36 protein-coding genes are annotated in these 25,378 nt (G+C 62.9%); 20 read left to right on the top strand and 16 right to left on the bottom strand.

The genetic code is table 11. The features are described 5' to 3' along the window. The first annotated feature begins 9 nt into the window (after window positions 1–9). Window positions 10–1,263: an Nramp family divalent metal transporter gene (locus ACIGGF_RS07160; RefSeq protein ID WP_397520687.1), complete on the top strand. Its 1,254-nt coding sequence runs from the start codon at window positions 10–12 to the stop codon at window positions 1,261–1,263. Here ACIGGF_RS07160 and ACIGGF_RS07155 read toward each other — a convergent pair. Both ACIGGF_RS07155 and ACIGGF_RS07150 read right to left on the bottom strand, forming a co-directional pair. After that, on the bottom strand, window positions 1,257–1,703 hold the full coding sequence (locus ACIGGF_RS07155) for an SRPBCC family protein (protein WP_397520686.1): 447 nt from the start codon (window positions 1,701–1,703) through the stop codon (window positions 1,257–1,259). The genes ACIGGF_RS07160 and ACIGGF_RS07155 overlap by 7 nt on opposite strands. Before the next feature lie 54 nt (window positions 1,704–1,757). Beyond that, window positions 1,758–2,672 carry a D-2-hydroxyacid dehydrogenase gene (locus tag ACIGGF_RS07150; RefSeq protein ID WP_397520685.1) on the bottom strand — a complete coding sequence of 305 codons (915 nt, stop codon included), beginning with the start codon at window positions 2,670–2,672 and terminating at the stop codon, window positions 1,758–1,760. 68 nt (window positions 2,673–2,740) lie between these two features. Here ACIGGF_RS07150 and ACIGGF_RS07145 point away from each other — a divergent pair, with 68 nt between their 5' ends. Together ACIGGF_RS07145 and ACIGGF_RS07140 are read left to right on the top strand one after the other, a co-directional pair. Beyond that, complete coding sequence (locus ACIGGF_RS07145; RefSeq protein ID WP_397520718.1) at window positions 2,741–2,950, top strand: hypothetical protein; 210 nt, start codon at window positions 2,741–2,743, stop codon at window positions 2,948–2,950. Further along, entirely contained in the window at window positions 2,902–3,246 is a 345-nt protein-coding gene (locus tag ACIGGF_RS07140; RefSeq protein ID WP_397520714.1) for a GNAT family N-acetyltransferase, read from the top strand. The genes ACIGGF_RS07145 and ACIGGF_RS07140 overlap by 49 nt, the downstream gene beginning before the upstream one ends. Before the next feature lie 60 nt (window positions 3,247–3,306). Here the strand turns inward: ACIGGF_RS07140 and ACIGGF_RS07135 are convergent, their stop codons facing one another. Genes ACIGGF_RS07135 through ACIGGF_RS07120 form a run of 4 tightly spaced genes read right to left on the bottom strand, consistent with a single transcriptional unit; the run spans window position 3,307 to window position 5,609 of the window. Next, window positions 3,307–3,453, bottom strand: coding sequence for a hypothetical protein (locus ACIGGF_RS07135; RefSeq protein ID WP_397520684.1), 147 nt, complete (start codon window positions 3,451–3,453; stop codon window positions 3,307–3,309). Between the two features lie 24 nt (window positions 3,454–3,477). Then, window positions 3,478–4,665 (bottom strand): ABC transporter permease, encoded by a 1,188-nt coding sequence (locus ACIGGF_RS07130; protein ID WP_397520683.1) that lies wholly within the window; start codon window positions 4,663–4,665, stop codon window positions 3,478–3,480. A gap of 12 nt (window positions 4,666–4,677) precedes the next feature. Beyond that, window positions 4,678–4,890, bottom strand: a complete 213-nt coding sequence (locus ACIGGF_RS07125) for a hypothetical protein (protein WP_397520682.1) — start codon at window positions 4,888–4,890, stop codon at window positions 4,678–4,680. Then, entirely contained in the window at window positions 4,887–5,609 is a 723-nt protein-coding gene (locus ACIGGF_RS07120; protein WP_397520713.1) for an ABC transporter ATP-binding protein, read from the bottom strand. Before ACIGGF_RS07120 ends, ACIGGF_RS07125 begins: the two co-directional genes overlap by 4 nt. Before the next feature lie 127 nt (window positions 5,610–5,736). Here ACIGGF_RS07120 and ACIGGF_RS07115 point away from each other — a divergent pair, with 127 nt between their 5' ends. Then, a complete protein-coding gene (locus ACIGGF_RS07115; protein WP_397520681.1) occupies window positions 5,737–6,540 on the top strand; it encodes an SDR family oxidoreductase in 804 nt (267 codons plus the stop codon). Between the two features lie 7 nt (window positions 6,541–6,547). Here ACIGGF_RS07115 and ACIGGF_RS07110 read toward each other — a convergent pair whose 3' ends face one another. Both ACIGGF_RS07110 and ACIGGF_RS07105 read right to left on the bottom strand, forming a co-directional pair. Further along, complete coding sequence (locus ACIGGF_RS07110) at window positions 6,548–7,330, bottom strand: pirin family protein (RefSeq protein WP_397520680.1); 783 nt, start codon at window positions 7,328–7,330, stop codon at window positions 6,548–6,550. 32 nt (window positions 7,331–7,362) lie between these two features. After that, window positions 7,363–7,854 carry a VOC family protein gene (locus tag ACIGGF_RS07105; protein WP_397520679.1) on the bottom strand — a complete coding sequence of 164 codons (492 nt, stop codon included), beginning with the start codon at window positions 7,852–7,854 and terminating at the stop codon, window positions 7,363–7,365. Window positions 7,855–7,939: 85 nt separating this feature from the next. Here ACIGGF_RS07105 and ACIGGF_RS07100 point away from each other — a divergent pair, with 85 nt between their 5' ends. Together ACIGGF_RS07100 and ACIGGF_RS07095 are read left to right on the top strand one after the other, a co-directional pair. Then, window positions 7,940–8,392, top strand: a complete 453-nt coding sequence (locus ACIGGF_RS07100; RefSeq protein ID WP_397520678.1) for a MarR family winged helix-turn-helix transcriptional regulator — start codon at window positions 7,940–7,942, stop codon at window positions 8,390–8,392. Then, window positions 8,389–9,111, top strand: a complete 723-nt coding sequence (locus ACIGGF_RS07095; protein ID WP_397520677.1) for a pirin family protein — start codon at window positions 8,389–8,391, stop codon at window positions 9,109–9,111. Before ACIGGF_RS07100 ends, ACIGGF_RS07095 begins: the two co-directional genes overlap by 4 nt. 20 nt (window positions 9,112–9,131) lie before the next feature. Here the strand turns inward: ACIGGF_RS07095 and ACIGGF_RS07090 are convergent, their stop codons facing one another. Next, the gene (locus ACIGGF_RS07090; protein ID WP_397520676.1) at window positions 9,132–9,566 is read right to left on the bottom strand and encodes a MarR family winged helix-turn-helix transcriptional regulator; all 435 of its coding nucleotides are present in this window, start codon (window positions 9,564–9,566) and stop codon (window positions 9,132–9,134) included. A 62-nt stretch (window positions 9,567–9,628) separates the two neighbouring features. Here ACIGGF_RS07090 and ACIGGF_RS07085 point away from each other — a divergent pair, with 62 nt between their 5' ends. Genes ACIGGF_RS07085 through ACIGGF_RS07070 form a run of 4 tightly spaced genes read left to right on the top strand, consistent with a single transcriptional unit; the run spans window position 9,629 to window position 11,272 of the window. Continuing rightward, entirely contained in the window at window positions 9,629–10,000 is a 372-nt protein-coding gene (locus ACIGGF_RS07085; RefSeq protein ID WP_397520675.1) for a VOC family protein, read from the top strand. Between the two features lie 13 nt (window positions 10,001–10,013). Next, on the top strand, window positions 10,014–10,403 hold the full coding sequence (locus tag ACIGGF_RS07080; RefSeq protein ID WP_397520674.1) for a hypothetical protein: 390 nt from the start codon (window positions 10,014–10,016) through the stop codon (window positions 10,401–10,403). 60 nt (window positions 10,404–10,463) lie between these two features. Beyond that, window positions 10,464–11,051, top strand: a complete 588-nt coding sequence (locus ACIGGF_RS07075) for an ArsR/SmtB family transcription factor (RefSeq protein ID WP_397520673.1) — start codon at window positions 10,464–10,466, stop codon at window positions 11,049–11,051. Window positions 11,052–11,059: 8 nt separating this feature from the next. Then, window positions 11,060–11,272, top strand: a complete 213-nt coding sequence (locus ACIGGF_RS07070; RefSeq protein WP_397520672.1) for a hypothetical protein — start codon at window positions 11,060–11,062, stop codon at window positions 11,270–11,272. A 22-nt stretch (window positions 11,273–11,294) separates the two neighbouring features. On the opposite strand, the gene ACIGGF_RS07065 is transcribed toward ACIGGF_RS07070, so the two are convergent. Beyond that, window positions 11,295–12,236, bottom strand: a complete 942-nt coding sequence (locus tag ACIGGF_RS07065; RefSeq protein WP_397520671.1) for a DUF808 domain-containing protein — start codon at window positions 12,234–12,236, stop codon at window positions 11,295–11,297. A 176-nt stretch (window positions 12,237–12,412) separates the two neighbouring features. On the opposite strand from ACIGGF_RS07065, the gene ACIGGF_RS07060 reads away from it, so the two are divergent. Beyond that, complete coding sequence (locus ACIGGF_RS07060) at window positions 12,413–12,820, top strand: hypothetical protein (protein ID WP_397520670.1); 408 nt, start codon at window positions 12,413–12,415, stop codon at window positions 12,818–12,820. Next, window positions 12,817–13,014: a helix-turn-helix transcriptional regulator gene (locus tag ACIGGF_RS07055; RefSeq protein WP_397520669.1), complete on the top strand. Its 198-nt coding sequence runs from the start codon at window positions 12,817–12,819 to the stop codon at window positions 13,012–13,014. Before ACIGGF_RS07060 ends, ACIGGF_RS07055 begins: the two co-directional genes overlap by 4 nt. Before the next feature lie 3 nt (window positions 13,015–13,017). Here the strand turns inward: ACIGGF_RS07055 and ACIGGF_RS07050 are convergent, their stop codons facing one another. Then, the gene (locus ACIGGF_RS07050) at window positions 13,018–14,238 is read right to left on the bottom strand and encodes a pyridoxal phosphate-dependent aminotransferase (protein ID WP_397520668.1); all 1,221 of its coding nucleotides are present in this window, start codon (window positions 14,236–14,238) and stop codon (window positions 13,018–13,020) included. Beyond that, entirely contained in the window at window positions 14,235–15,176 is a 942-nt protein-coding gene (locus ACIGGF_RS07045) for a DMT family transporter (RefSeq protein WP_397520667.1), read from the bottom strand. The genes ACIGGF_RS07050 and ACIGGF_RS07045 overlap by 4 nt, the downstream gene beginning before the upstream one ends. Here ACIGGF_RS07045 and ACIGGF_RS07040 point away from each other — a divergent pair. The 4 genes from ACIGGF_RS07040 to ACIGGF_RS07025 all read left to right on the top strand — a co-directional run bounded on the left by ACIGGF_RS07040 (window position 15,175) and on the right by ACIGGF_RS07025 (window position 18,496). After that, window positions 15,175–16,569, top strand: coding sequence for a PLP-dependent aminotransferase family protein (locus ACIGGF_RS07040; RefSeq protein WP_397520666.1), 1,395 nt, complete (start codon window positions 15,175–15,177; stop codon window positions 16,567–16,569). The two genes, ACIGGF_RS07045 and ACIGGF_RS07040, sit on opposite strands and share 2 nt — an antisense overlap. A gap of 106 nt (window positions 16,570–16,675) precedes the next feature. Further along, on the top strand, window positions 16,676–17,335 hold the full coding sequence (locus tag ACIGGF_RS07035; protein ID WP_397520665.1) for a hypothetical protein: 660 nt from the start codon (window positions 16,676–16,678) through the stop codon (window positions 17,333–17,335). Between the two features lie 40 nt (window positions 17,336–17,375). Then, window positions 17,376–17,999, top strand: a complete 624-nt coding sequence (locus tag ACIGGF_RS07030) for a hypothetical protein (protein ID WP_397520664.1) — start codon at window positions 17,376–17,378, stop codon at window positions 17,997–17,999. Between the two features lie 38 nt (window positions 18,000–18,037). Further along, window positions 18,038–18,496 carry a DUF6194 family protein gene (locus ACIGGF_RS07025; protein WP_397520663.1) on the top strand — a complete coding sequence of 153 codons (459 nt, stop codon included), beginning with the start codon at window positions 18,038–18,040 and terminating at the stop codon, window positions 18,494–18,496. Here the strand turns inward: ACIGGF_RS07025 and ACIGGF_RS07020 are convergent. Then, window positions 18,454–19,395, bottom strand: coding sequence for a transketolase family protein (locus ACIGGF_RS07020; RefSeq protein ID WP_397520662.1), 942 nt, complete (start codon window positions 19,393–19,395; stop codon window positions 18,454–18,456). The genes ACIGGF_RS07025 and ACIGGF_RS07020 overlap by 43 nt on opposite strands. Continuing rightward, complete coding sequence (locus ACIGGF_RS07015) at window positions 19,395–20,075, bottom strand: thiamine pyrophosphate-dependent enzyme (protein WP_397520661.1); 681 nt, start codon at window positions 20,073–20,075, stop codon at window positions 19,395–19,397. Before ACIGGF_RS07015 ends, ACIGGF_RS07020 begins: the two co-directional genes overlap by 1 nt. A 150-nt stretch (window positions 20,076–20,225) precedes the next feature. Between ACIGGF_RS07015 and ACIGGF_RS07010 the strand changes: the two genes are divergently transcribed. Genes ACIGGF_RS07010 through ACIGGF_RS06995 form a run of 4 tightly spaced genes read left to right on the top strand, consistent with a single transcriptional unit; the run spans window position 20,226 to window position 21,991 of the window. Then, a complete protein-coding gene (locus tag ACIGGF_RS07010) occupies window positions 20,226–20,597 on the top strand; it encodes a VOC family protein (protein ID WP_397520660.1) in 372 nt (123 codons plus the stop codon). 12 nt (window positions 20,598–20,609) lie between these two features. Further along, entirely contained in the window at window positions 20,610–21,119 is a 510-nt protein-coding gene (locus ACIGGF_RS07005; RefSeq protein ID WP_397520659.1) for a putative immunity protein, read from the top strand. A 31-nt stretch (window positions 21,120–21,150) separates the two neighbouring features. Further along, entirely contained in the window at window positions 21,151–21,495 is a 345-nt protein-coding gene (locus ACIGGF_RS07000; RefSeq protein WP_397520658.1) for a hypothetical protein, read from the top strand. Window positions 21,496–21,508: 13 nt separating this feature from the next. Then, entirely contained in the window at window positions 21,509–21,991 is a 483-nt protein-coding gene (locus ACIGGF_RS06995; protein WP_397520657.1) for a GNAT family N-acetyltransferase, read from the top strand. Window positions 21,992–22,056: 65 nt separating this feature from the next. Here ACIGGF_RS06995 and ACIGGF_RS06990 read toward each other — a convergent pair whose 3' ends face one another. Together ACIGGF_RS06990 and dnaB are read right to left on the bottom strand one after the other, a co-directional pair. After that, the gene (locus ACIGGF_RS06990; protein ID WP_397520656.1) at window positions 22,057–22,314 is read right to left on the bottom strand and encodes a DUF3297 family protein; all 258 of its coding nucleotides are present in this window, start codon (window positions 22,312–22,314) and stop codon (window positions 22,057–22,059) included. 82 nt (window positions 22,315–22,396) lie between these two features. Continuing rightward, complete coding sequence (dnaB, locus tag ACIGGF_RS06985; RefSeq protein WP_397520655.1) at window positions 22,397–25,039, bottom strand: replicative DNA helicase; 2,643 nt, start codon at window positions 25,037–25,039, stop codon at window positions 22,397–22,399. Between the last annotated feature and the right edge of the window lie 339 nt (window positions 25,040–25,378).

Genomic DNA, 25,378 nt, shown 5'->3' with positions numbered 1-25,378 from the left:
GGAGAACCGATGAGCGAGACGACCACACCGCCCCCGAAGTGGAAGGTGGTCGGCCCCGGACTGGTGGTCGCCGCCACCGGTATCGGAGCCGCCGATCTGGTCGCGACTTTGGTCGCCGGCTCGCGTTACGGCTACGCCCTGCTCTGGGTCATCATCGTCGGCGTCGTCATGAAAGTTGTTCTGGTGGAGGGTGCCGGACGCTACACGTTGGCCTCGGGCAACACGATATTCCAGGGCTGGCGGTCGCTCGGAAGATGGACGACGGTGTACTTCGCGCCGTACATCGTGATCTGGGGATTCGTCTACGGTGCTGCGGCGATGTCGTCGAGCGCATTGCCGATCGTCGCGCTGTTCCCTGGCTTGGATCTGAAGGTCGTGGCCATCGCGTCCGGACTCCTCGGTTTCGCACTGATCTGGCTCGGTAGCTACGGCTTCTTCGAGAAGATCATCACCGTTTTCGTCGGCATCATGTTCGTGACGGTGATCGGCGCTGCGGTGGTGGCGGTTCCCAACGTCCCCGCGATCATCAAGGGCATCGTGCCCACCATTCCCGACGGCTCCATCGTGTATGTCCTCGGCCTCGCCGGCGGTGTCGGCGGCACCATCACGCTCGCCGCATACGGCTACTGGCTCCGCGAGAAAGGCTGGATCACACCGAAATTCATGCGGGTGATGCGGATCGACAATTCGATGGCCTACGTGATCTCGGGCATCTTCGTGCTGGCGATGCTCATCGTCGGTGCCGAACTGCTCTACTCTTCGCAGATCGCCATCTCCACCGGCGATCAGGGTCTGGTTCAGCTGTCCGATGTGCTGGCCGAGCGCTACGGCACCGTGTTCGGCTACGTCTTTCTCATCGGCTTCTGGTCTGCGTCGTTCTCGTCCCTCATCGGGGTGTGGAACGGGGTTTCCCTGATGTTCGCAGACTTCGTGGGCAACCTGAAGGGACTCGAGCAGGGACATTCGGACACGCGCGTCGGTGGCAAGTACTTCCGTTGGTACGTAGCGTGGCTGACCTTCCCGCCGATGGCACTGCTGTGGCTGGATCAGCCCATCGGACTCGTCCTCGCATACGGGGTGCTCGGGGCGGTGTTCATGCCGTTCCTGGCGGTGACTCTGCTCGTTCTTCTCAACAGCGACCGCGTGCCGAGGCAGTGGCGCAACGGCTGGTTCACCAATCTCACGCTCGGTGTCTGCGCGTTCCTCTTCGCCTGGCTCGCTGTCGACCAGGTACTGGACGCCCTCGACAAATACGTTTACTGACCGGCCGCTTCCAGCCGGGACCGCAAGGTCGACTCGGTGTGGCGGATCGCTTGACCCACAACCGGTTCCACCACAGCGGCGAGCAATTTACCGGCGATACCACCGGGCAGGCTGTACCGGAACACGACCACCAATCGGGTCTTGCCGTCTCCGACGTCCTCGAATGACCACGTCGACGAGTTCGACAGGCCCTCGACCGACTCGAGCGTGAGCCGCTCGTTGTGGACCCATTCGGTGACGTGAACCACGGACCGGAGCGCCTTGGGGCCGATCTGCATCGTCGCGTCGTACGTGGCCCCGAGACCGGACGTGACCTCGCTCGTCGGCTCGAACCGCGTGATGCCGAACATCCACTGCGGCACGTTACTGAAGTCATCGAGATAGGCGAAAGCCGCCTCCCGACTGGTCGACGCAATGGCCGAATGATTGATTACACGCACTCGCGCCACACTAATACACGCTACGCAGTGTTACACACACTTTGCCTGTTCGGCCTACCGCTGGACATAGCCCATCCGCTTGTCCACCACGTTGACCAGGGGCGAATCGTGCATATATCGCCGCAGGTTGTCCTCGAACAACGTCCAGAGCCGTTCGGCGAAGTCGTCGGCGTCACCCGCCAGGTGTGCAGTCAGGATGACGTTGTCGAGATTCCACAACGGGCTCGTTTCCGGGAGCGGCTCGACCTCGAACACATCCAATACGGCCCACCCGATAGCTCCGGCTTCCAACGCCGCGCACAGGGCCTGCTCGTCGACCACAGGACCTCGGGAGATGTTGACCAGTCCAGCCTCCGGACGCATGGCCCCGAGAATCTCGGCATCGACGAGGCCGTGGGTCCTCTCGGTCAACGGTGCCGCGAGCACGATCACGTCGTATTCACCGGCATACGTGGGTAATTGGTCGACGTCTCTGATTCGCGAGAATTCAGCGCCACCGGGGCGTTCGGACGTCCCCGACGCATCGACGGTCATCCCCAGCGCGCCGAGTACTCGTCCGATTTCGCGTCCGATCGAACCCGGGCCGATCACCAGCGCGGCGCGACCATGAATTCCGGTGGTCGATCTGTGTTCCCAGACGCGCTCGCGCTGACGCCGCAACGCCTGGGGCAGCTTCTTGACAGACGCCAGAATGCCTGCGGCGACGTATTCGGCAATCGCGCGATCGAGGATGCCTCCCGAGTTGGTCAGCAGCCACGGCCCCTCGCGCAGAACGGGATCCAGCAGCCGATCGACTCCTGCGCTCGACGCGTGGATCCAGCGAAGGTTCTCGGCCTCGGGCCACACAGCCTGCAGATCGACGGACTCGAACGTGCGAAACAACAGCACCTCGGCCCACACGACCGCATCGACCAGTTCTGCTATGGTGCAGCTACGGAACCGAACACCCTCGATCGAAGGAAATGCCATTCGGTCCGAAACACTCTCGACCACAAGCACGTTCACCACAGGAACCGCCACCTCCGTACGATGACACAGTGCTCACCGTAGAACTCGCATCTGCCGCTGACGCGGCAACGATACTTGCCCTGCGGCACGCTGCCGAGGACTGGTTGGCGGCCCGGCACATCGACCAATGGGCACCTCGCGAGGTTTCCCTGTCGACCGTGGCTGCACAGATCGACGCAGGGGGTTCCACATCGTCCGACGCGTCCCCGACGGCCCGCTGGTCGGAGCGCTTCGTTTGATCTGGTCCGACCCGTGCATTTGGCCCGATCAGGACCACAGAGCCGGCTACGTGCACGGCCTGGTGATCGACAGAAATGAAGCGGGAACCGGACTTGGCGCATCCATGCTCGACTCGGCCTCGCGGCGAGCCCGTCACGAAGGGCGATCGCTGCTGAGATTGGACTGCGCCGAGACCAACACGGAGCTGTGCAGCTATTACCTGAGACAAGGCTTCCGCCACGTCGGTCGGCGCGAATTCGCCGACGGTAGTTCATGGTTCAGCGTCGCACTCTTCGAGAGGTCGATCGATCGGTAACCTGTGCGCCATGGGTCGCACACCTTCGCTGTAGGTAATCCCTGTCGCGCGATCCGCGCGCTACCGTGACACCACCTCGTGCAGGATCTTGTCGGAGTCGCTGACCAGCGCATCGACGGCCATCCGCGCACCCCACCACATACCCAGCCATCCGACTGCCGCGGCCACGGGGACGGAGAGGTATGCGAGGGCCCCGGGGAGGAGCAAAGCCAGCAGAAGAGCGGGCAGTACCTACACTGCGAGAACGACTATTGCCAGCATGACCAGGGCGACCGAGCCTCCGTTGAACGACCCGCGCGTGTTCAGCGAGAAGGCCTTGGTGGGTTCAGGGACCGGGTAGGCGGCACGGACCGAGATCACGACGATGAGCCCAGCGCTGACGCCGAGCATCGACAGCGTCACCGAGATGGGGACTGCCAACCGGTCGAGTCCGAGGTCACCGAAGATTCGGACGACCGCCGTGGACACGATCGCAAGGGGTGCGGCCACGATCAGCCAGGCGATCTGCCGACCACGGACGTCGTCGCGCAGAGCTTGCGGAATCATCACCAGGTGCCACATCGAACCGCCGTCCAGGCCGTACAGATTCGATCCCGCACCCATTGCCATGAAGATCACGATCCACGCGCCCCACGCGGCGTCGAACGGTATGGAGTCGGTCACCAACGGACCGATTCCGCCGAGCACCGCGAAGATGAGGACCGACAGCAACTGACTTCGACGACGCATATCGCCGCGCCACAGGGCCAGCTCACGCGTCACCACCGCGCCGACCCGCGATGCCCGCCAACCGGTGTCGCCGTTGCGTCCGTTCGCTGCCGTCTGCTTCCGCGACGCACCGTACGAGGCAGACACCCGTCCCTCGAAGAGCCGCAGGACAAGTCGCTGCCACGACCACACCAATACGACATCGAGAAGCAGCAGACCCGCCACTGCGCCGATCGCGAGCAGCCAATTACCGTCCAGCGCAGCATCGACACCGGTGATTCCCCAGCTGAAGGGAATCGAATGTGCCAGCGTCAGAGGCCATATCACCTCACCCGACACCACCCGAGAGAAGTTCTGGGTGATAGGGAACTGCAGGAAGTACAGCCCGCCGAAGAGCGCCCCGAACGCCAGCAGAGCGAACTCTCGACTGCGTCGACTCTTCAACAGCTGAGACATCGCCACGGTAACCACCCTGGACAGAGTCACGAAGAGCACGACGGTCGCAGGCCAGGCCACCAGGGCAAGTGGAAGTGTTGCGACAGAACGCGATACGGCATAGATCGGGATCGATGCCGTCGCAATGGCTGTCAGCGGCACAACCATGCCGACTGCCGACGTCGTCAACAATGCACGTGCCAGACGTGCGGGTTCCACCGACAGCATCTGGAAGTGGCGGGGTTGGATGTTGTCGTCCGAGATTCCCGACAGCACCGGGAACAGTACTTAGCTCAGGCCCAGCAGGGTCAGCCCGAGGCTCGCGGTGCCGCCGACCAACACCTGCGAGGCTCCACTACGCGCAGACAACACGCAGGCCACGACCGCGAACACCAGTCCCAGTGCCCCGAACAGAACCTTGACCGCCGCTTGTCCACCTTGGAACTGCCTGCGGTAGAGCGTTGTTCGCATCTGCAGGACGGTGCGCCCGAGGGACGTCACGAGCGCATCCAGGACAGACCGTCGGGGTTCTGCTCCCGACTACCGACCAAGCGAACGAAGGCGTCGTCGAGGCTCCCGCCCGCGCGGACCTCGTCCACGGTTCCGGCGGCCACGACGCGACCTCCGGTGATGACGCCGACGTGAGTGCAGAGCTGCTCGACGAGCGCCATCACGTGACTCGACAGAATCACCGATCCGCCGGACCGGACGAACTGAACCAGAATGTTGCGAATGGTCGTGGAGGAGATGGGGTCTACCGCTTCGAAGGGCTCGTCCAGCACCAGCAGGCGCGGACCGTGCAGCAGCGCCGAGGCCAACCCGATCTTCTTGGTCATGCCCGCGGAGTAGTCGGCAATGACGGTTCCCCCGGCGTCGGCGAGATCCAACGCGTCCAGCAGCTCGTCTCGACGCTGCGCGATGACGTCTTCTGGCATTGCGCGTAGTCGACCGAAGTACGTGAGAAGCTCGTGGCCGGTGAACTGGGATGGCAGAGCGAGCCCGTCGGGCAGTACGCCGAGGAGCTCTTTCGCGGCGATGGGATCGGCCCAGACGTCTCGTCCGAACACCAGACTTCGACCGTACTGCGGCCTGAGCAGACCGACCGCCATGGAAAGACAGGTCGTCTTGCCTGCGCCGTTGGGACCGACCAGCCCGTACATCGAACCTGGTGGAACCACCAGAGACAGGTCGTCGACGGCAACTTTGGGCCCGAAGGCCATGCACAGGTGCTCGATCAGCAGGGCAGCGGAGTTCGTTTGCACGGGTAACAGACTAAATGGTTTGCACGGTTTCGTCACCCGCTACCGGTCATCGGCCAACGTTCGAGCGCACCGGTACCATTCGGGCATGAATCGCACCGCAGTGGTCACCGGAGCTTCGTCGGGAATAGGCAAGGCCGTTGCGTCGGCACTGGTCGAACGCGGGTATCGCGTGATCGGCACCTCCCGAAACCCCGATTCGATTCCCGACGCGGGACGCGCGGCAGGCGTCGACTATCGCGCCCTCGACCTGACCGATGCCGCGTCGATCGAGACGTTCGTCGCGGAATTGGGAGTTGTCGACGTTCTGGTCAACAACGCCGGTGAGAGTCAGTCCGGCCCGTTCGAGGAGCTGCCGACCGACGCCATCGAGAGGCTTTTCCAACTGAACGTTTTCGGCGCAGTGACGTTGTCGCAGGGCGTCATTCCCGGTATGCGCGAGCGCGGGTACGGCCGCATCGTGATGGTCGGCTCGATGTTGGCCAGCTTCCCGCTCGCCTACCGGTCGTCCTACGCCTCGACGAAGGCCGCCATCAAGGGCTTCTCCGACGCGGCACGCTTGGAACTCTCGCCCTACGGCGTGTGGATGACCACGGTGGAGCCGGGGTCGATCAACACCGGGATCAGCGAGCGGCGAACGAAGTACATCGCATCGGATTCGGTCCACCGAGACGATTTCCACACCGCGATCTCGTCCCTCGACCGCAAGGAAGGTACCGGCATCTCCGCCGAGGATGTCGCCGAAGTCGTGATCAAGGCCATCGAGGCCGACAAGCCGAAACCGTTGTACGCCAGAGGAAGCAACGCACCGGTGGTGTTCCTCGCCCGGCGGTTGCTTCCGGCGACGTTCATGGAGAAGACGATCGCGAAAATGTTCGGACTGAAGAGGTAGCCGAACCTCACCCGGCGATCGCGGCGTGCATCTCCCACACGATCACTTCGGCACCGCTGGCCGAGCTCAGCTTCTGACCGCCACCCCCGCTGACGCGCACGGCGTCACCCTCGGCGAGTAGACCGACGCCCTCGAGCATCGCCTCACCCTCGGCGACGAAAATGTGTACGAACGGCGCATCGGGGATCTCGACAGCGGCCTGCCCGGACCGTATGCGCGCTACGTGCATCGCCGCGTACTTGTTCTTGATGCGGATGGCTGCGTGGTCGGCGTGGTCCGGCATACCGGAGGCGACGGGAACCAAACCGCCGCTGAGCAATTCGTTGTCGATCTCGAGCTGCTCGTAGCCCGGAGTGATGCCCTGCTCATCGGGTACGACCCACATCTGGACGAACCGAACGGGATCACCGTGCTTGCCCGAATACGAGCCGGCAGTATCGCCCAGCCGCCACGAATCGTTCTTCTCGGAGTGCAGGATTCCGGTACCCGCGCTCATACGCTGCGCCAGACCGGGATAGATGACGCCGGAGTGACCCATCGAGTCCTGATGGACCAGCGATCCCTGCAGAACCCAGGTGATGATCTCCATGTCGCGGTGCGGGTGGGTCTCGAATCCCATTCCTGGCGTGACGATGTCATCGTTGTTGACCATGAGGACACCGTGGTGGGTGTTACCGCGATCGAAGTGGTTACCGAACGAGAAGGAATGCTTGGAGTCGAGCCAGCCTATCTTGGTCTTCGATCGGTCGTCGGCGCGCCGGATATCGAGTGTGGTTGCTGCAGAGGTCATGTCATTGCCTCGGTTCTCGAAGTAGGTGGGTCTCATAGAACGTGCGATCCGTACATCTCACCGAGCGGATCCGCGATGAGTTCCAGCCGCGCACCGTCGGGGTCGCGGAAGTACAGCGAGACCTCGCTGTGCTCGATCAGCTCCACGCCGGCGTCGATCAACTTGCTGCGCAGATGCTCCCAGCGAGTGGGTTCGACGCTGATCGCCACGTGGTGCAGACCGCCCAGAACCTCCGCGTAGGGACCGACGTCGAGGCCCGGAAAATCGAAGAAGGCCAGCAGATTGCTGTTGCCGATGTCGAAGAAGAAGTGGGAAGAGCCGGGGTAGTCGCGGTTCTCGATGAGCTCGGTCAGTGGGAACTCGAGCAGATCCTGATAGAAGCGCACCGTCGCCTCGACGTCGCTACTGACCAATGCGGTGTGATGGAGTCCGCGGGCCGACGATGCCGGCCGCTCGCCTGCAGGCTTCATGTACTGCTCACGAATGCGGTCCCGCTCTGTGGTGTGTACATCTGTCTCGGTCATCGCTCCACCCTCCGGTCAAGTAGTTGCTTCGTCAACTACCAAAAACAGTACACCCGATAGTTGCGTTGTCAACTAGCATGGAGGTATGGACTCACCACGGTGGCTCGATGCCGACGAACAGCAGGCCTGGCGCGCGTACCTCGACGCGACGAGGCTGTTGCTCCGCGACCTCGACAATCAACTCACACGCGACTCCGGAATATCCTTCACCGACTTCGAGCTGCTGGTCGTGCTCTCCGAAGCACCCGACCGACGACGGCGAATGAGCGAACTGGCCGACGCTGTCACCACCACGCGCAGCGGCGTCACCAGGGCCATCAGCCGACTGGTCGACAACGGCTGGGTCGTTCGCGTCAAATGCGACGACGACAAGCGAGGAATGTCCGCCGAGCTCACCGAAGCCGGTATGAACACCCTCGCCGCCGCCAGCCCGGGCCACGTCGAAGCAGTGCGACAGAACATGTTCGACCTCGTGAACCCGAGCGATCTCGCGGCTCTCACACGCACATTCTCGGCAATGCGGTACCACGCGTCGTGACCCTCACCCTTGTTCGCAGTGCCGAACGACATCACTGGTGGAACGAGTGGCTCGACTCCAAGCAGTCGTTTCCCGCCACCGGCAACTACGACCTCGCGGCCAATGCGCACGGACTGCTGATGGTGCACAACGAGGACACGGTGTTTCCCGGCGAAGGCTTCGACTCGCATCACCACCAGAACATGGAGATCCTCACGTGGGTTCTCGAAGGCACGCTCGAACACACTGATTCCCAGGGCAATACCGGGCAGATCCGTCCCGGAACGATTCAACGCATGAGTGCCGGCACCGGCATTCGCCACACCGAACGCAATGCGTCGAGTCGGTCGAGCCGCGAGAAGTTACGCGTCGTGCAGATGTGGATTCCGCCGGATGCCGACGGCCGGGTGCCGTCGTACGAAGAGCTGGATGTTCGAGGCGAGTTGGCATCGGGCGAGCTCGTCTGCGTGGCGTCGGGAATGCCCGACGTGAGCGGAGTACGCATCGGTAATCGCTTTGTGGCACTGCATGTTGCGCGGCTCCAGCCCGGACAATCGATCGTCGTTCCCGAAGCCCCTTTCGGTCACGTCTTCGTCGCCGACGGCTCCGCGGTGTTCGAGGACATCGGCGATGTCGTCCAGGGTGACGCGGTGCGACTGACCGGCACCGGCGGACAGCGCGTGACAGCATCGACTGCGAGCGAGATCATGATCTGGGAAATGCACGCCGAGTTCGCCTGAGCGGGAGAACGCGTGTGCGGTTACGACTGCGCGCGCCCGTCCAACGCCTCCGCGCACGCAACTAGATTGCGATGCAGCACTTCTCGCTCCTGTGCGGCGAGCGATGCGATCATGGCACGTTCCACCTCGGCGACGGCAGCCGACGCGTGCCTGAGACGTTCGATTCCACGTTCCGTCACGTACAGGCGCTGGTCTCGACCGGCCCCCTCTATCTCCACCAGACCCTCGCGCGTGAGACCGGCCAACAGCTGATGGGTCGCTTGCCGGCTGACGAACACCGCCCGAGCGAGCTCGGCGTTGGACAGCCCCGGCTTGTGTGCAAGGAGTTCGAGGCTCGAGTACTGCGAGACGGTGATGTCCAGATCACGTAGACATTCGTCCATCGCCGAACGCAGGGCAGAGGTAGCCCGCTTGAGGGCGTATCCGATCGAGGTGTCGACGTCCACTTGACTCATGTCAACATCTTGACATACATTCGGATCGTCAAGAACTTGACAAGCCAAAGATAGGACCCGACATGACCGTCGCAGCCGTTTCCGGACCCAGCTTCCTCTCCCTCCAAGTACGTGACCTCGCCGTCAGCGCAGACTTCTACGAATCCCAGCTAGGCCTCGTCCGCGCACCTCAGGCACCGCCCGGCGCGGTGGTCTTCATGACTTCACCCATCCCGTTTGCTGTCCGAAACCCAGCTCCCGGAACAGATCTCGACACCGGGCAAGCCGGACTCGGAGTTGCACTGTGGCTCGAATGCAACGACGCCGTGGCGCTACACGAAATGCTGATCGCGGCTGGAGTCACCATCTTGAACGACCCCTTCGACGGGCCCTTCGGAAAAACCTTCGTCCTGCAAGACCCCGACGGATACGCCGTCACCGTGCACAGCAGCTAGTACCGTCGAATCCATGCCGAACCGCCTGATCGACCGCCTGATCGAGGCAGCCAACGCGCCTCGAAAAGCTGCGAAGCCACCCGGTCCGATCCTGCTCGCGTTCACAACGATCGCCGTCGTCGCGTTGGTTGTCATGTCCGGGAATTGGTGGCCGTCTCCCCGCGGATACTTCGCATGGTTCGATCCGCTGCTCGTCGGTGCGGTAGCGGTCGTGGTGCTGCTGACCGTGGGGCTGCTCTGGGCAATTCGCGTCCTCCACGTCGTCGGCCAGGATCGACGGTGGTCGTGGTGGATCCTGCCCGCTCCGATCGTGATTTGCCTCGGAGCGCTGCTGATCGTGATCCTGCAGGAGCAGGCGATGAGCGCGACTTGGCTCGACTTTGCGGTCAACTGGAAGAACTGACCCTCGGGCACACTCCGAAAGAACTATTGCGAAATATTTCTTTCGAGTTATGGTTGGTTCATGAGCCCACCACCCCCACCCCGGACTCCGCGGAAGCTGACGGACATGTCCGAGCTCAAGGCGCTGACACATCCAATCCGGCTGCGGCTGCTCTACGCGCTGCGTGCCAACAAGTCGATGACGGCCACCCAGCTCGGCGATCTGGTGGACGAGTCACCGGCCTCGGTGAGCTATCACCTGCGCAAATTAGCCGAGCACGGATTCGTCAAAGAGGTCGAGAACGGATCGGACAAGCGTCAGCGGTGGTGGTCGGAGGCCCACGAAGGAGGGTTCAGCTGGTCGGAAAACGACTTCTCGAATTCACCCGAGTCGTTGTCGGTCGCCAAGGCCTCCATGGATTCCTGGTTGGCGCATCAATGGTCACGCCTGCACGACTTCGGACGAACCTCGGAATCGTGGGGCCCGGAGTGGGTGGCGGCGGCATTCAGTAGCGACGACGTTTTGCGGCTCACTGCCGAAGAAACGAAATCCATGGGCACGGAGATGCGCGCGGTCATCGACAAATGGCGGCGTCACGGCGAGAACGCGGTACCGGCAGAACGCGAACACGTCATGGTCCTGATGCACGGATTCCCCACCACACCATAGGAGTTGGCATGTATCCGTTCGATCCGCACACGTACCTTTTCCTGACCCGTCACGATCGCGACCAACGAGCACTTCAGGCTGAGCGCCGGAGACTCGCTGCCGCCCAGAAGCGCCTGCGCCGAGATGAACTCCGCGTTCAGCGAGCGTGGGACGAGTTGACGGCATCGCTCGCCGACGTTTCGGCATCGGAACAGCGTGTGTTCGAGCTGGCCCATCGGTGACAACCGTGAATGCCGCCCGCCTCTACTTGGCGGCAGCGCGCTTCGCGAGCACCTTCGATATTCCGAGCTGCGCAGCGACGATGATGCCGCCCACGATCGCGCCGATGATCGCCGACGCCAGAGTGTTGACGACCCACGCCAACACTCCGCCGATGCCGGCGACGCCACGGACGGCCTCCTCGCCGTGGTGCACGAGTTCGTAGATCGGATGGAATCCGAGTTCGTCGATACCGACGAGCAGGATGTGTCCGCCCACCCACAGCATCGCTGCGGTACCCACGACAGAGAGCACCGACATGACCTTCGGCATACCCTTGACCAGGCCTCGGCCGAACTTTTCGACGAACCCGGTGGAACCGTCGGCCAACTTCAGACCGATGTCGTCCATCTTCACAATCAGCGCGACGACTCCGTAGACGACGATCGTGATGACCACGGCGACAACCGCGAGGATGACCAGTCGGCTCCAGAAGCCCTCTGCAGCAATGGTGTCGAGCGCAATGACCATGATTTCGGCGGACAGAATCAGATCGGTGCGCACTGCTCCGGAAACAACGCTGTCCTCGTCGCGCGGCTCGTCCTCGGCGGCGGAGTGATGGTCGCCGTGGCCGAAGAGTGCGCCCCAGATCTTGTGCGCGGCTTCGTAGCTGAGGTAGCAGCCACCGAGCATCAGAATGGGCGTCAACAGCCACGGCACGAACTGACTGAGAAGCAACGCGATCGGCAGAATGATCAGCAGCTTGTTGCGCAACGAACCCACGGCGATGCGCTTGATGATCGGCAACTCACGTTCGGCCGCAAGACCCCGGACGTACTGTGGCGTCACCGCCGCGTCGTCGATGACGACGCCTGCCGCCTTCGCCGTCGCTCTACCGGTTGCTGCACCGACGTCGTCGATGGATGCAGCTGCCAGACGCGCTAACGCGGCCACGTCGTCGAGCAGGGCTACGAGTCCGCCGGCCATCACAGACCTCCGAATGAAGACGAATGCACGGGCTGGCTCCTAGGGCTGGGTACGACGCCGAATCCCGACGATCTACGTGTCGGAATATTACCGCCAGAGCTACGGCGAGGACCACACACGCCGAGATGTATGGTTTCCTATACGTATAGCGAACTATACTTCGATCGGAGCTTTGCATGACCCTCAGATGGTTGTCGGCCGGGGCCATCGGCCTCGCCACGGCGGCGGCGACGGCATTGCTCGCCTGGCTCGTCTCGCCCGTTGCGCCGGGAACGTCAGCGGTGGTGTTCGGATTCACCGCTTTGCCCTTCGGAGCGATGCTGGGGTGGATCCTTCTCATCGCGCCGAAGACGGCCGAGGCTGTGTACTCGTCGGGCGACAGCATCGAATCCCACTGGGCGACGACTGCATCGAGCGGGACGGCCACCGACCTGGTCTGCATTCTGGGCCTGACACTGACCGTGGTGTCGATAGCGCGGGCCGAGCCACCGACCACACTGCTCCTGATCGGCCTGCTTCTCGCCGCGTTCGCATCGTTCATCGCCCGGTACGCCTACGCGCGACATCGCGCGCTCTCCGAGTGAAGAACAGTGTTCGACGACGTCGCACCGAGCAGGGCTGGTCTCAGAGCGAACTGGCTGAGCGCATCGACGTCACCCGCCTGACGATCATCTCCATCGAGAAGGAACGATTCGACCCGAGCCTGCCCGTCGCCTTTCGCCTCGCCGCGGCCTTCGAATGCACCATCGAGGATCTGTTCGAGCCGGATCAGAGCTGATCGCTACTGCCGGTAGGAGCTCATGAAGTTGCCGAGCCGCTCCAATGCCGTCGCGAGATCATCGACGTTGGGGAGGGTGACGAGCCGGAAGTGATCCGGCACATCCCAATTGAAAGCGCGGCCGTGGCTGACGAGGATCTTCTCGGATTCGAGGAGGTCGAGCACGAACTTCTCGTCGTCGACGATGCCGAAACGTTCGGTGTCGAGTTTCGGGAACATGTACAGCGCGCCCGCAGCCTGAACGCAACTGATTCCGTCGATCGAGTTGAGCATCCGATGCGCCAGGTCACGCTGTGCAGTAAGCCTGCCCGCCGGAAGCAGCAGATCCTCGATCGACTGCCTGCCGCCGAGCGCAGTCTGTATTGCGTGTTGCGCCGGAACGTTCGCGCACATCCGCATGTTGGAGAGCAGCGTGATGCCTTCGATGAAGCTGGCCGCTCGTCGACGCGGCCCGGTGATCGCCAACCAACCTGCACGAAATCCACACACTCGGTACGCCTTCGACAGGCCTGAATAGGTCAGACACAGAACATCTTTCCCGGTCAGGGTGGCCAGATTCGTCATCTCTGCACCGTCGTAGACGATCTTTTCGTAGATCTCGTCGGCGAGCAGAATCAGATCGTGCTCACGTGCAAGGTCGACGAATCGTTGCAGCGCCTCGCGTGAATACACCGCCCCTGTCGGATTGTTGGGGTTGATCACCACGATCGCCCGGGTGCGGGGAGTGATCTTCGCTTCGAGGTCGTCGAAGTCCGGGGCCCAGTCCTGGCTTTCGTCGGCCAGATAATGGACGGGTACCCCACCGGCCAGGGCCACCGAACCCGTCCACAGCGGATAGTCGGGCGAGGGGATCAGAATCTCGTCTTCCGGGTTGCAAAGGGCCTGCATCGTCATCGTAATCAATTCCGACACCCCGTTACCCAGGTAGACGTCGCCGACATCGAGGTCTGTCAGACCCTTGGTCTGGTAGTACTGCACCACCGCGGTGCGCGCCGAGAACAGGCCGCGTGAGTCGGAATAGCCCTGAGCAGTCGGGAGATTGCGGATCATCGCCATCATGATCTCGTCCGGTGCCTCGAAACCGAACGGGGCAGGATTGCCGACATTGAGGCGCAGGATCGCGTGCCCCTGCTCCTCGAGTTCCTCGGTCTTGTCAAGAATGCGTCCACGAATGTCGTAGCGCACGTTCTCGAGCTTGCGCGCCTGATCGATCGATTTCGTCATGTCGAGTACTCCTCCTGCCGAACGGTCGGCGACATCCGGGTCCGGACCGCCACTGTTGCACATGCGATGACCGCCGCTCCACCCCCGACCACCGGCCACGTCAACCCCTCGCGCAGGATGATCGCGGCCCAGCAGAGGGTGAGGACGGGTTGGACCAGCTGTATCTGACTGACACTCGACATGGGACCGATGGCCAAGCCCCGATACCAGGCGAAGAATCCGAGGTACATGCTCACCACTGCCAGGTAGGCGAACGATGCCCACTCGGGTGCACCTGCCGTCGACGGCTGCTTCCACCACGCGACGGTGGCCAACACCCCGGTCACCGGAATGCTCACCACCAGAGCCCACGACACCGTCTGCCAGGCGCCTAGTTCACGGGCCAGCAAGCCCCCTTCTGCGTAGCCGACCGCCGCGGCAACCACGGCCCCGAGTAGCAGTAGGTCCGACCACTGCAGCCCAGCGGCCGTTCCCGTCCCCAGAAAGGCGAAGCCCACGGCAACGACAGCGCCCATGGCTGCGACCATCCAGAACATCGGCCGAACTCGTTGCCGTTCTCGCACTACCGCGACAACAGCCGTCGCCGCCGGGAGCAATGCGATGACCACGGCACTGTGGCCGGCCGAGGCCGTAGTGAGGGCGTACGAGGTGAGTACCGGAAACCCGATGACGACACCGGCCGCGACCACCACCAGCCGACGCCACTGCCCGCCTCGGGGAAGCTGCTGCCTCGTCACAGCCAGAGCCGTTGCCGCCAGTGCGGCGGCCAATACGGCACGACCGGTGCCGACGAAGAGCGGTGACAGGCCACCGGTGACGGCGATGCGGGTGAGCGGAACGGTGAACGAGAATGCAGTGACGCCTGCCAATCCCCACAACAGTCCGACGCGTGATAGCGGTCCCGCACCAGTTCGAGTAGCGCTACTATGCTGTGTCATGTCCGACGATAGCAGCTCTCGAATCGTGGCGGCCCTGAAGCAGTGGATCGCGGCGGCACCGGCCGAGGCCAAATTGCCGTCCACGCGCTCGCTGGTGGCCGAGCATCAGGCCAGTCCGGTGACGGTGCAGAAGGCGCTGCGCGCACTTACCGCACAAGGCGTCATCGAAAGCCGCCCTGGTGTGGGCACTTTCGTGAGAACCGTCCGCACGGCCCGGCCCAACGACTATGGATGGCAGACCGCGGCGCTGGGCGCGCCGGACAATCGACTGCAACTACCGGCGGCTCTGCAGTCGACCTCCAGCGATGTGATCGCGCTCCATTCGGGCTATCCGGCTCGCGAGTTGTTGCCGGAGAGACTCGTTCATGCTGCATTCACTCGGGCGTCCCGCACCGACGCGGTGATCGCCAGACCCCCGACAGCCGGACTGCCCGAACTGCGGGCGTGGTTCGCCGCGGAGTTGGGGACGTCGACACCGGTAGGCGTCACGCCGCCGTCGGCCAGCGATGTCGTCATCATTCCCGGGAGTCAGACCGGCCTCGGCACCGCATTTCGCGCACTCGTCGGGGCCGGCCGGCCGCTGCTGATGGAATCGCCGACATATTGGGGCGCGATTCTCGCTGCTAACCAGGCGGGCGTCCGCGTCGTACCGGTCCCCAGCGGCGTGCACGGTCCTGATCCCGATGCACTGTCGGAGGCTTTCGCACGCACCGGCTCTCGGGCGTTCTACGCCCAACCGACGTTTGCCAGCCCGACCGGAGCCCACTGGTCGCCGGCGCTGGGCGAGCAGGTTCTCGACACCGTTCGACGGCACGGCGCATTCCTGATCGAGGACGACTCGGCTCACGATTTCGGCATCACCGCCGAACCCAACCCACTGGCCGCACGGGACGACGCCGGACATGTGGTCTATCTCCGATCGCTCACGAAGACGGTATCGCCGTCGGTTCGATTGGCGGGCTTGGTTGCTCGCGGACCCGCTCATCAGCGAATCCTTGCCGACACCGGTGCCGAATCGATGTATGTCAGCGGGATCCTGCAAACCGTCGCGCTGGACGTGGTCACCCAACCTGCCTGGCGTACGCACCTTCGGCATCTTCGCACGCAGCTGGCGTCGCGTCGAGACTTGTTGGCGAACAGCCTGATCGAGTTCGCGCCCGGTGGCCACCTCGACGCCGTGCCGTGCGGCGGATTGAACCTGTGGATGCGCTTGCGTGATGACGTGGACTTGGATCAGGTTGTGCAACAGTGCAAATCCGCCGGTGTGATCGTCGGGGCCGGAAACGACTACTTCCCCGCCGAACCCACCGGTAAATATCTTCGACTCAACTACGCAGGCCCCAACCCCGGCGAGTTTCCCGATGCAGCGCGCACGATCGGGTCGATCATCTGAGACCGTTGGAGGCATCGACGGCGAACATCCACACTGCGCGCCGTTCAGCCGAACGAACGACAATAGTCTTTGGGGCGCAGAGCTTTCGGCTCGTAGGATCATCCGAATGAGGGATACTCGAACCGGCAGTTGCCATGTCACCATCGCTGAGACGGACAGCCCGTCACGTACGTTCGGTGGAGGAATTGTGTCGCGTAAAAGTCGAATTCGTAAGAACCTGGGCCGCCGTTCGGCGGCGGTCGTCCTGACCGTCGCAGCGTTCGCGCTCGCCGCACCCGCATCGGCCCTGGCCCAGCCCGAACTCGGCCCCATCATCGACAGCGGCAGCGCCATTCTCGACAGTGGCAGCGCCATTCTCGACGGCGGGAACATCATCGACAACAGTGTCCGCATCCTCGGGAGCGGGAGTGCCATCGCCGGCGGCATCCTCGGAATCGACACGGGTTCGGCGAACGGTGGTATCGCAACTCAGCAATGCAACGCCTCGACATTGTCGGGTGAGGAAGGTGTGACGGAGACGCTGCACGAGCTGGGTCGAACCGGCCCGACCTCGTTCGTCCTCAGTTACGACACCGTGAACGTGCCCGATCAGATCGAGGTGTTCTACCAGGGTGCACCGATCCACAACACCGGCTACGTCGGTGGCAGCACCGGCGTCGGATCCGTCGTGGTCTCGGTTCCTCCGGGCACCGCTACCGCGGTGCTGGTCCGAGTCACGGGACCTGTGGGAACAGTCTGGACGTACACCGTCAGCTGCCCGGTCTGACGGACTGTCACCGCCCGGCCCCAGCAGCTACGTTGAACCCGTGCAGAAGGTCAAGAGCGACTACGCCGCATGGATCGACCTGGGGCCGGGCGGTCTCCCCGCCAATGTCGGTGGCTGGTTGATCACCACCGCCCTGAGATTGTGTGCGCGACGCGACCCACTTCGTGTCGACGGTTCATCCGGTACCGGTCTGCACTGGCAGCTCGAACACCGCCCCGGACGACGGCCGTCAGTCGCGCCGTACCCCATTCCCCATCGCCAGCTCACTGATCGGGCGACCCATGCCTTGATCGAGCGGCTTACTGCCGCCGTCACCGCCGAGGTGCTGTTGGATGGACCGTTCCATCTGGCGCGCAGTCGTTTCGAGCGTAGGGGTGACGCGCTGTATCTTTCCGATCTACGGTCTGCCTCGCCCTGTATCTCTCGGACCAAAGGCGAAATAGTGCACGTACACGAGACCGAGGGTTCGTTGCACGTCGTACTGCAACCGGACGATGCGCAGACCGTCGTATCCGCGGGGTGGGGCGAACTGCACCCGCTGGCAGGACGCCCCTTTCTCGGGCTACCTGAGACCTACGTCTTCCTGTACGCACCGAGAGATTCCGACGACGCCGATCTAATCGAACAGATCATCCACCGCGCGGCCGCTACTGCGACGAGGTAACTCTGGGCAAGAGCGGACGAACATGTGAACATCGATGCATGACACTCGACGACATCGTGAATCTGGTCGGTAGCTTCGAGGGCACTGTCACACAGCGGCCCCGAGAAGGAGACGGAACCCCCGAGCTCGCATGGGGCGACGTGTTCTTCTATTACTCGCCCGACGGCACCATCCCGACCACTCAGCCGTTTGCGACGATCGTGACCAAGAACTACCCGGACGACGAACTGTCTCGACTGGACAGGACAGGCGCGTTTCGTGTCAATATCGTTGCAGGAAAGCAAGAATTCGAGAAGTTCTTGGGAGTGCCGCCCCGTGACGCGGCCCACGCACCCCAGGCCGACAGCGACGACGTCATCGCCGCCCACCCTCAATACGGCACGGCAGGATGGATGTCGGTGGTGAACCCGTCGTCGCGGACCGATACGAATGTTCGGGAACTACTCGACGCCGCCTACAACGTTGCCAAGAGCAGGTACGAGCGCCGCCAGAACTGATCAACCGAAGAAGTCGTCCATCGATCGGGACAGCCCCTCGATGTCGAGACCGTTGGCTTGGTCGTGTTGGGCCACAGTCCCGTATTTCCTGCGCTCTCCGGGCTCGACGCCGATCCCCAGCACTCGATGCCGTATGTCCGATAGAGCCCGATCGACCTGACACACAGAGGTTTCCGCAAGATAGGGCTCCATATCATGACGTCGGGCGCAGTCAGCGTCGTACGGAGAGTCGTACCGTCGAAGGGCCTGATCGTCGACGCGTGCAGCACCGTCAGGTCACGTCCACGGGCTGCGACCAGGACACGGTCCGTCATCGGACCGACCGAAATGACCGTGCCCGAATTACCTTGCTGCAGAACGGTCATCGAAGCGTCTTCTTGGCCGTGCGGACGTTCGTTGCACACTCCGTCGAGCCTGATGTAAACGCAATCGTCGGTTGCCGCCGCAGTGCGCAGCATCCATTCGACCTCGTCCACGTGCCCGGGAACGTGGACCGTCCAGCCGCCCAGAGTGTCGAGGAGTGCCACATCTCGCTGACCGAAGTGGGTCTCGCCGCCCTGCGGCCAGCCGTAGGACCCGCCCGAGCTCACCAGAATTGCGCCGACGCCCTGATGCCCCAGATCTAGCTTCACTTGCTCGAATGGCCGCTCGATCAGGAACGGCGGAAAGGTGTGCACGATCGGACGCATTCCGGCGAGCGCCATACCGCCTGCTACTCCGATCATCGCCTGTTCTCGGATCCCGACGTTGATGACCCGCGATCGAACATCCTCGGTGAGATCCGGCTCGAGATAGCCGACTCCGATCTCGGCCAGCACCAACGCGATTCGCTCGTCCTGCGCCAACAGCTCGGGCAGCAGACGATAGAAGTACTCGCGCTGGTCCAGCGTTGCGGTCATCAGCTCTCCTTCCTCTCCACATGGGCTACCACCACGTGTGGCCGGTCCGGGTGAGCAGTACTGAGTGCCGTCCGGAGTTCACCGTGATCACGTCCGTCGACGTCCGAGGTCGACCACCCTTCGAGGGCGAAGCGCGACGCGATAGCCCCGGGCCACCCCAAGCCGGCCGAATCGTTGTCGATCACCACCGTCGTCAGGTTCCCAAGCCGCGAGCGCCCGACGAACTGGATGGCTTCCATGTTGCTGCCCTCATCGAGCTCGGCGTCGCCGATCAGTACGAACACTCGCGCGTTGCTCTTCCGAATCCTCAGCGCAACAGCGGTTCCGGCGGCCAGAGCGAGACCGTGACCGAGCGATCCCGATCCGATGTCGACTCCGCGAACCAACGTGCGATCCGGGTGACTGCCCAAGGGCGAGTGGTAGGTGCCGAACGAAGCGAGCTCGGACCGCGTCAAGAACCCCTGTGCCGCCAGCACTGCGTAGTACGCCATGGGCCCGTGGCCCTTGGATAGGTAGAACCGGTCCCGCCGCGGGTCATCAGGATTCGCTGGGTCGACCCTAAGAATGTCGGAGTACAGCACCCACAGCACATCGAGCGTGGACGTTGCACTGGGACGGTGCTTTTCGTCGCCTGTCATCAGAGTCATGAGCTGCGGCAACTCGTCGAAAGTCGTATGCATGAAGCAACCTTGCAACCTCGAGTGCACTCGAGGTCAAGTGCGCTGCGCGAGAGGTGGGCTGAGCGTCCACCATTACTGTTCATGTCCGGAATCCCGCTTCTCGGCCCGAATTGTGGACACTCAGCACACCACCGCCCGTATTGTCGTGGCATGTCGCGCCCACATCTCGACGTCGCAGGTATAACCATCGATTGCGCCGATCCAGCGGTGCTCGCTCGCTTCTACCTCGCGCTACTCGGCGGAGACTTGCTGTGGGAGAACCTGGACAGCACCGGAATCAGAACACAGGCGGGCATGAACATCGTCGCGCAGAGAGTCGCGAACTACGCTCCGCCCCTGTGGCCGTCGGCATTCATCGTGCATTTCGATCTGAACGCCGGAGCCGACCTGGACGAGTCCGTTTCTTACGCCGTCGAATGCGGCGCGACAGAAGCAGTGGAGCAACCGGACCCGCGATGGCGCGTTCTCCTCGACCCCGCCGGCCACCCCTTCTGCATCACCACGGAGGTGTACGAGGAATGAAGGAAATCTGAGGTGTCCTGGCATGCAGAAGTCGAGCTGAGCGTCGACGACATTCGACACGTGACGGACTTCGCAGCTACCTGCGCACGACGGGCGTTGCCGATCTTCGAGATGGCCAACCCCAACGATGCGCGTCCACGTACGGCGATCGACGGTGCCGAGGCTTTTGCGGAGACCGGCCACCGCACGACAGCACTTCGCCACCTTGCCTGGGGCGCGCACAAAGCTGCCCGGGAAATGCCTGCCTCCGAGGCCACGGACGCCGCACTGTCCGCAATGCACGCCGCCGGTGCTGCCTTTGTCCATCCGCTGTACAGCCCACATCAGGTCAAACACATGCTCGGATCCGCCATCCATCTGGTGCTCGCCGACCCCAAAGCTGTTGCAAAGCAGATCGAATGGATCAATGCACAAGCGGACGCAACGCTACGCTCGGTTTTGCGCCGGTTTCCGCCACCGATCACTGGGCGTACGCGATTCAGCGTGCTCATGGTTCAACTCGATACCGAATTGCGACGTTGAGCCGTTGCCCATATCCGGGTGCGGTGACAGCATGAAAGACATGAAGGCCGAAGAACGCCCCTGGAAGCGTTACGGGCTTGCCGCGTTGCTGGCCGCGCTCGCGTTCCTCACGATCAGCGACCTTGTGTCCGATCCTTCTGCCTGGAACTGGTCGAAGCTGGTAGTGCTGGCTGTAGCGGCTGTGTTCATCTGGTACGGAGAGCGTCGAACCTGGACGGCTCCGGAGAAGATTAAGCCCGAGGATGTGCCCGCCGCGGATGTCGAGGCGGTTGTCGCAGAATCCGGACGAACTGTTTACGCGATCAAGGCGTTACGCGAGAAGCATCCCGGCCTCGGTCTGCGCGATGCGAAGAATCTCGTTCAACCGGACTACTGACGAGGAGTAGGCGGTGACATCAGTCGGTGGTACACGTGCCGTCCAGGATCCTGCGGGATTCACCGAGGCCGCAGCTCTGTTGATGGATTTCAATCGCGAGTACGACTACCCGGTGCCCGAGTGGGATTGGCTTGCAGTACATCTCGGCACTCTGGTGACATCCGGTGACACCAGCGTCCTGATGTTCGGGACTCCCGCCATCGGCGTGGCGGTTTTGCGATTTCGGATAGCGACGCTGAGTGCAGACCCCGAGGCCTACCTTGCCGAGTTCTACATCCAACCCGGGCTACGCGGGAAGGGTTACGGCACAACCTTCCTCGACGACGTGATCCAGCACGCACGCCGCAGGGGTGCCACCTACATGGACCTCAACACCTCCGAGGACGACGAGGCGGCGCGACACGTGTACGAGAAACGCGGCTTCGACTGCCACGAAGGTAACGGCGAGGGGCCGAAGGCGCTCTATTACGAGCTCGAGCTCGACCCGGTGGAGTAACTCAGCCGAGATAACGGCTCGGCGTCGCCGTTTCTCGACCGTTCCGGCCCCTGCGCGGACGTCCGCTATTTCGCGTCGCGGAAGTACGGTTCGACTGTGCCCTTGAGCTTGACGAGCATGGGATTACCGTAGCGATCCTTGGCGGTCGGGACTTCGACTCGCACCCAACCTTCGGTCACGTTGTACTCGCGAACACTGGTCTTCTCGACGCCGTTGAAGCGAATACCCACGTCACGGCGCAGAACCTCTTCGTCGTAGAAAGCGCTGCGCGGATCGATGGAGAGATGGTTCGGTGGAACGTCTGCGTTCTGGTCCTCGGACATGGATCACTTTCGTCGAATGTTGCGTCAGGTGCTTGATTCACAGTGAGAATACGGACCCAGGGCTGGACCAGCGTGGTTGACCCTAGCCCCGCGCCATATCGACGAACCGAGACAGGTGAAGCTGGTGTGCCACAGTGATTGTCGCCGTCGGACCGTTACGGTGCTTGCCGAGGATCAGGTCGGCCTCACCGCCGCGGGGGTCGTCGCGCTCGATTGCGTCGGGGCGGTGCAGCAGAATCACCATGTCGGCGTCCTGCTCCAGGGATCCGGACTCACGGAGGTCGGACACCATCGGCTTCTTGTCGGTTCGCTGCTCGGGACCACGGTTGAGCTGACATACCGCTACCACCGGGCACTCGAGTTCCTTGGCCAACAGCTTCAGCTGACGGGAGAAGTCCGAGACCTCCTGCTGACGGGACTCGACCTTCTTGCCCGACGACATCAGCTGAAGGTAATCCACCACAATGAGTTTCAGTCCGTTGCGCTGCTTCAGGCGTCGCGCCTTCGCACGGATCTCCATCATCGTCAGGTTGGGCGAATCGTCGACGAAGAGCGGCGCTTCGCTGATCTCGCTCATGCGCCGGGCCAGTTTGGTCCAGTCGTCGTCGGTCATCTTTCCCGAACGCATGTCACCGAGCTTGATCTTCGCCTCGGCGGACAACAGACGCATGACGATCTCGGTGCGACTCATCTCCAGAGAAAAAATAACACTGGGCATGCCGTGCTTGATCGAGCACGAACGCATGAAATCCATCGACAGCGTCGAGTTGTGGGTCGGGATCATCGACTCACTGGCGAGATAGAGGTGCTCTGTGTTGTCGACCTCCACGCAACGAACTGGGACCGAATCCACACGACGGACGTCGACGATGAACCGTGAACCCGACCTTACGGTGGATCCTGCAGCTCGACGTTCCTTGTGCAGCAACTGCTTCCGGTGCAGGCCGAACACGACATCGTCCGTCGCGAACGTCAACGTGAATGCCGTCGACGACGCTTCACTCCGACCCCGCGCCCTCTTGGTCGACATCTGTACTCGATAGCCCAAGCTGACGATCAGCTCACGGACCCCACGAACGAGTTGCTCACTGGTCACTGAGAACTGGACCGAACCGCCCGCCGTGACAGTGCCGTCCGTATCGAGCAGGCCCGCAAGGAGCGCTCGCCGTTGGCCCTCGGAACTGCGGAGGTAGTCGATGGGAACGTGCTTGTTACCCAGTACGCCGATCGTCCGTAGGCGCGCCTGCACGGTCCCGATCGAGTTGCGGCATGCCTGACAGCGGTGCAGACCGGTCGTGACCTTGCCGCAGTCGATGCACGTCGGTGCAGCGACTGGAGCGGACATGAAACGCGCTTTACCTCCGCATGATTGGCCGCAGGTACGGACATTGAGCGGAAACGGCACGAACTGCTTGCCGCAAACGACACAGTCCTTCGCCTCGACAACCTCGGTAGGCAGTTTGATCGAGTATCGGAGTGCGGCCTTCTCCGACGCCACCACGTGCAGGCCTTCGCCTTCCATCCGCGCGATGATTTCAGGGTCAGCGCTGGTGATCTGCGCGCACGCCGACGTTCCATCTCCCAGCCATGCGCCCATCGTGTACGGCGGTACCAGAAGTTCCCGCTCGGGCAGCTGAACGGCCTCGGTGTTGGTGACCGAGTGATTGATGCGTGCATCTTTCGTCGGACAGCGCACAGTGTTCGCGATTTCTTCGGTTGTGCGCACAGCAGCGAATGTCTGCTGATTGCGGGTCCGGTTGTAGTTGACCGCCGCAGCCTGCGCCGACTTGCGTGACGCCCTGGTCTCCGTCAACCACTGATGCTCCGCGTCGGCGACGATGACTGTGCCGTCAGAGAATTCGACTTCGTAGCAGGGTCGATCGAGCATGACGTCCGTGGCAGCCACGACGCGCGTCGGCATCCCGTGCGCATCGATGAGGTGGTCGCCCACGGCTACCTCGCCCATCGTGGTCCAGCCGTCGGGCGTCGGAAGTGGCGTATCGAGAGCAAGCGCCTTGCCCACACCAGGTCTAGCCGCCACAATGATCATCTGACCAGGGTGAAGACCGTTGGTGATTTCGTCGAGTTCGGCGAATCCGGTCGGCACACCCAGGGAGATTCCGCCGCGGCTGGCGATCGAGTCGATTTCGTCCATCGTGGGCTGCAGCAGCTCTTCGAGGGGCAGGAAGTCCTCGGATGTGCGGCGCTCGGTCACCTCGTAGACCTCTGCCTGTGCGCGGTCGACGACCTCGGCGACGTCCTGTCCATCGGCCCCTGCGTAGCCGAACTGGACGATGCGGGTGCCGGCCTGCACGAGGCGGCGCAGAATCGATTTTTCGGCGACGATCTCGGCGTAGTAGCCGGCGTTGGCCGCGGTGGGCGTCGTCTGAGTCAGCGTGATCAGGTAGGGCGGACCACCGATGCGCTTGAGCTCTCCGCGCCGATCCAATTCGGCCGAGACGGTCACCGGGTCGGCGGGCTCTCCGCGGCTGTAGAGATCCAGGATCGCGTCGTACACGTTCTGGTGGGCCGGGCGATAGAAGTCACCCGGCCGCAAGACCTCGAGCACATCGGCAATGGCGTCCTTGCTCAGCAGCATGCCGCCCAACACCGACTGCTCGGCAGCCATGTCCTGCGGGGGTTGGCGACCGAAGTCCTCACCGGGACCCTCGCTGGAGGAGGAGCCGGAGTAGTCGGACTGTCCTCGATCGTCCACAACTGCCACGCGAACCGGCCGTCCTCTCCCCATAGTCTTCAGCACCGCCGAATAGCACCCGGCCGTGCGCTCGAGCAAGTTCTACCCCCGGGCACCGACAAGCTTTCTCGGCACCGGATTCGCGCAGTCTCGTCGCCTGTCCGCGGCACCGAGAGAGACGCTGCACGGACGTTAAGCGGTATCGGCAGGAGTCACAACACAGCATGTGCATGAATCTGTGGATGAAATGTGGATGAGCTTGAACAACCGTGTTGACCACTTGGGGATAACCTGGGTATAACTTTCACAGTTTCGGCAGTTCAACCTGGTCACCGGGTGTACATAAAGTTTTCTTCCTGTGCATTGATT

It is taken from the genome of Rhodococcus sp. NPDC078407 (assembly GCF_044542515.1).
GTDB lineage: Bacteria > Actinomycetota > Actinomycetes > Mycobacteriales > Mycobacteriaceae > Rhodococcoides.
The sequence above is the reverse complement of the archived record's forward strand: the minus strand, read 5'-3'. Positions and strand labels throughout refer to the sequence as shown.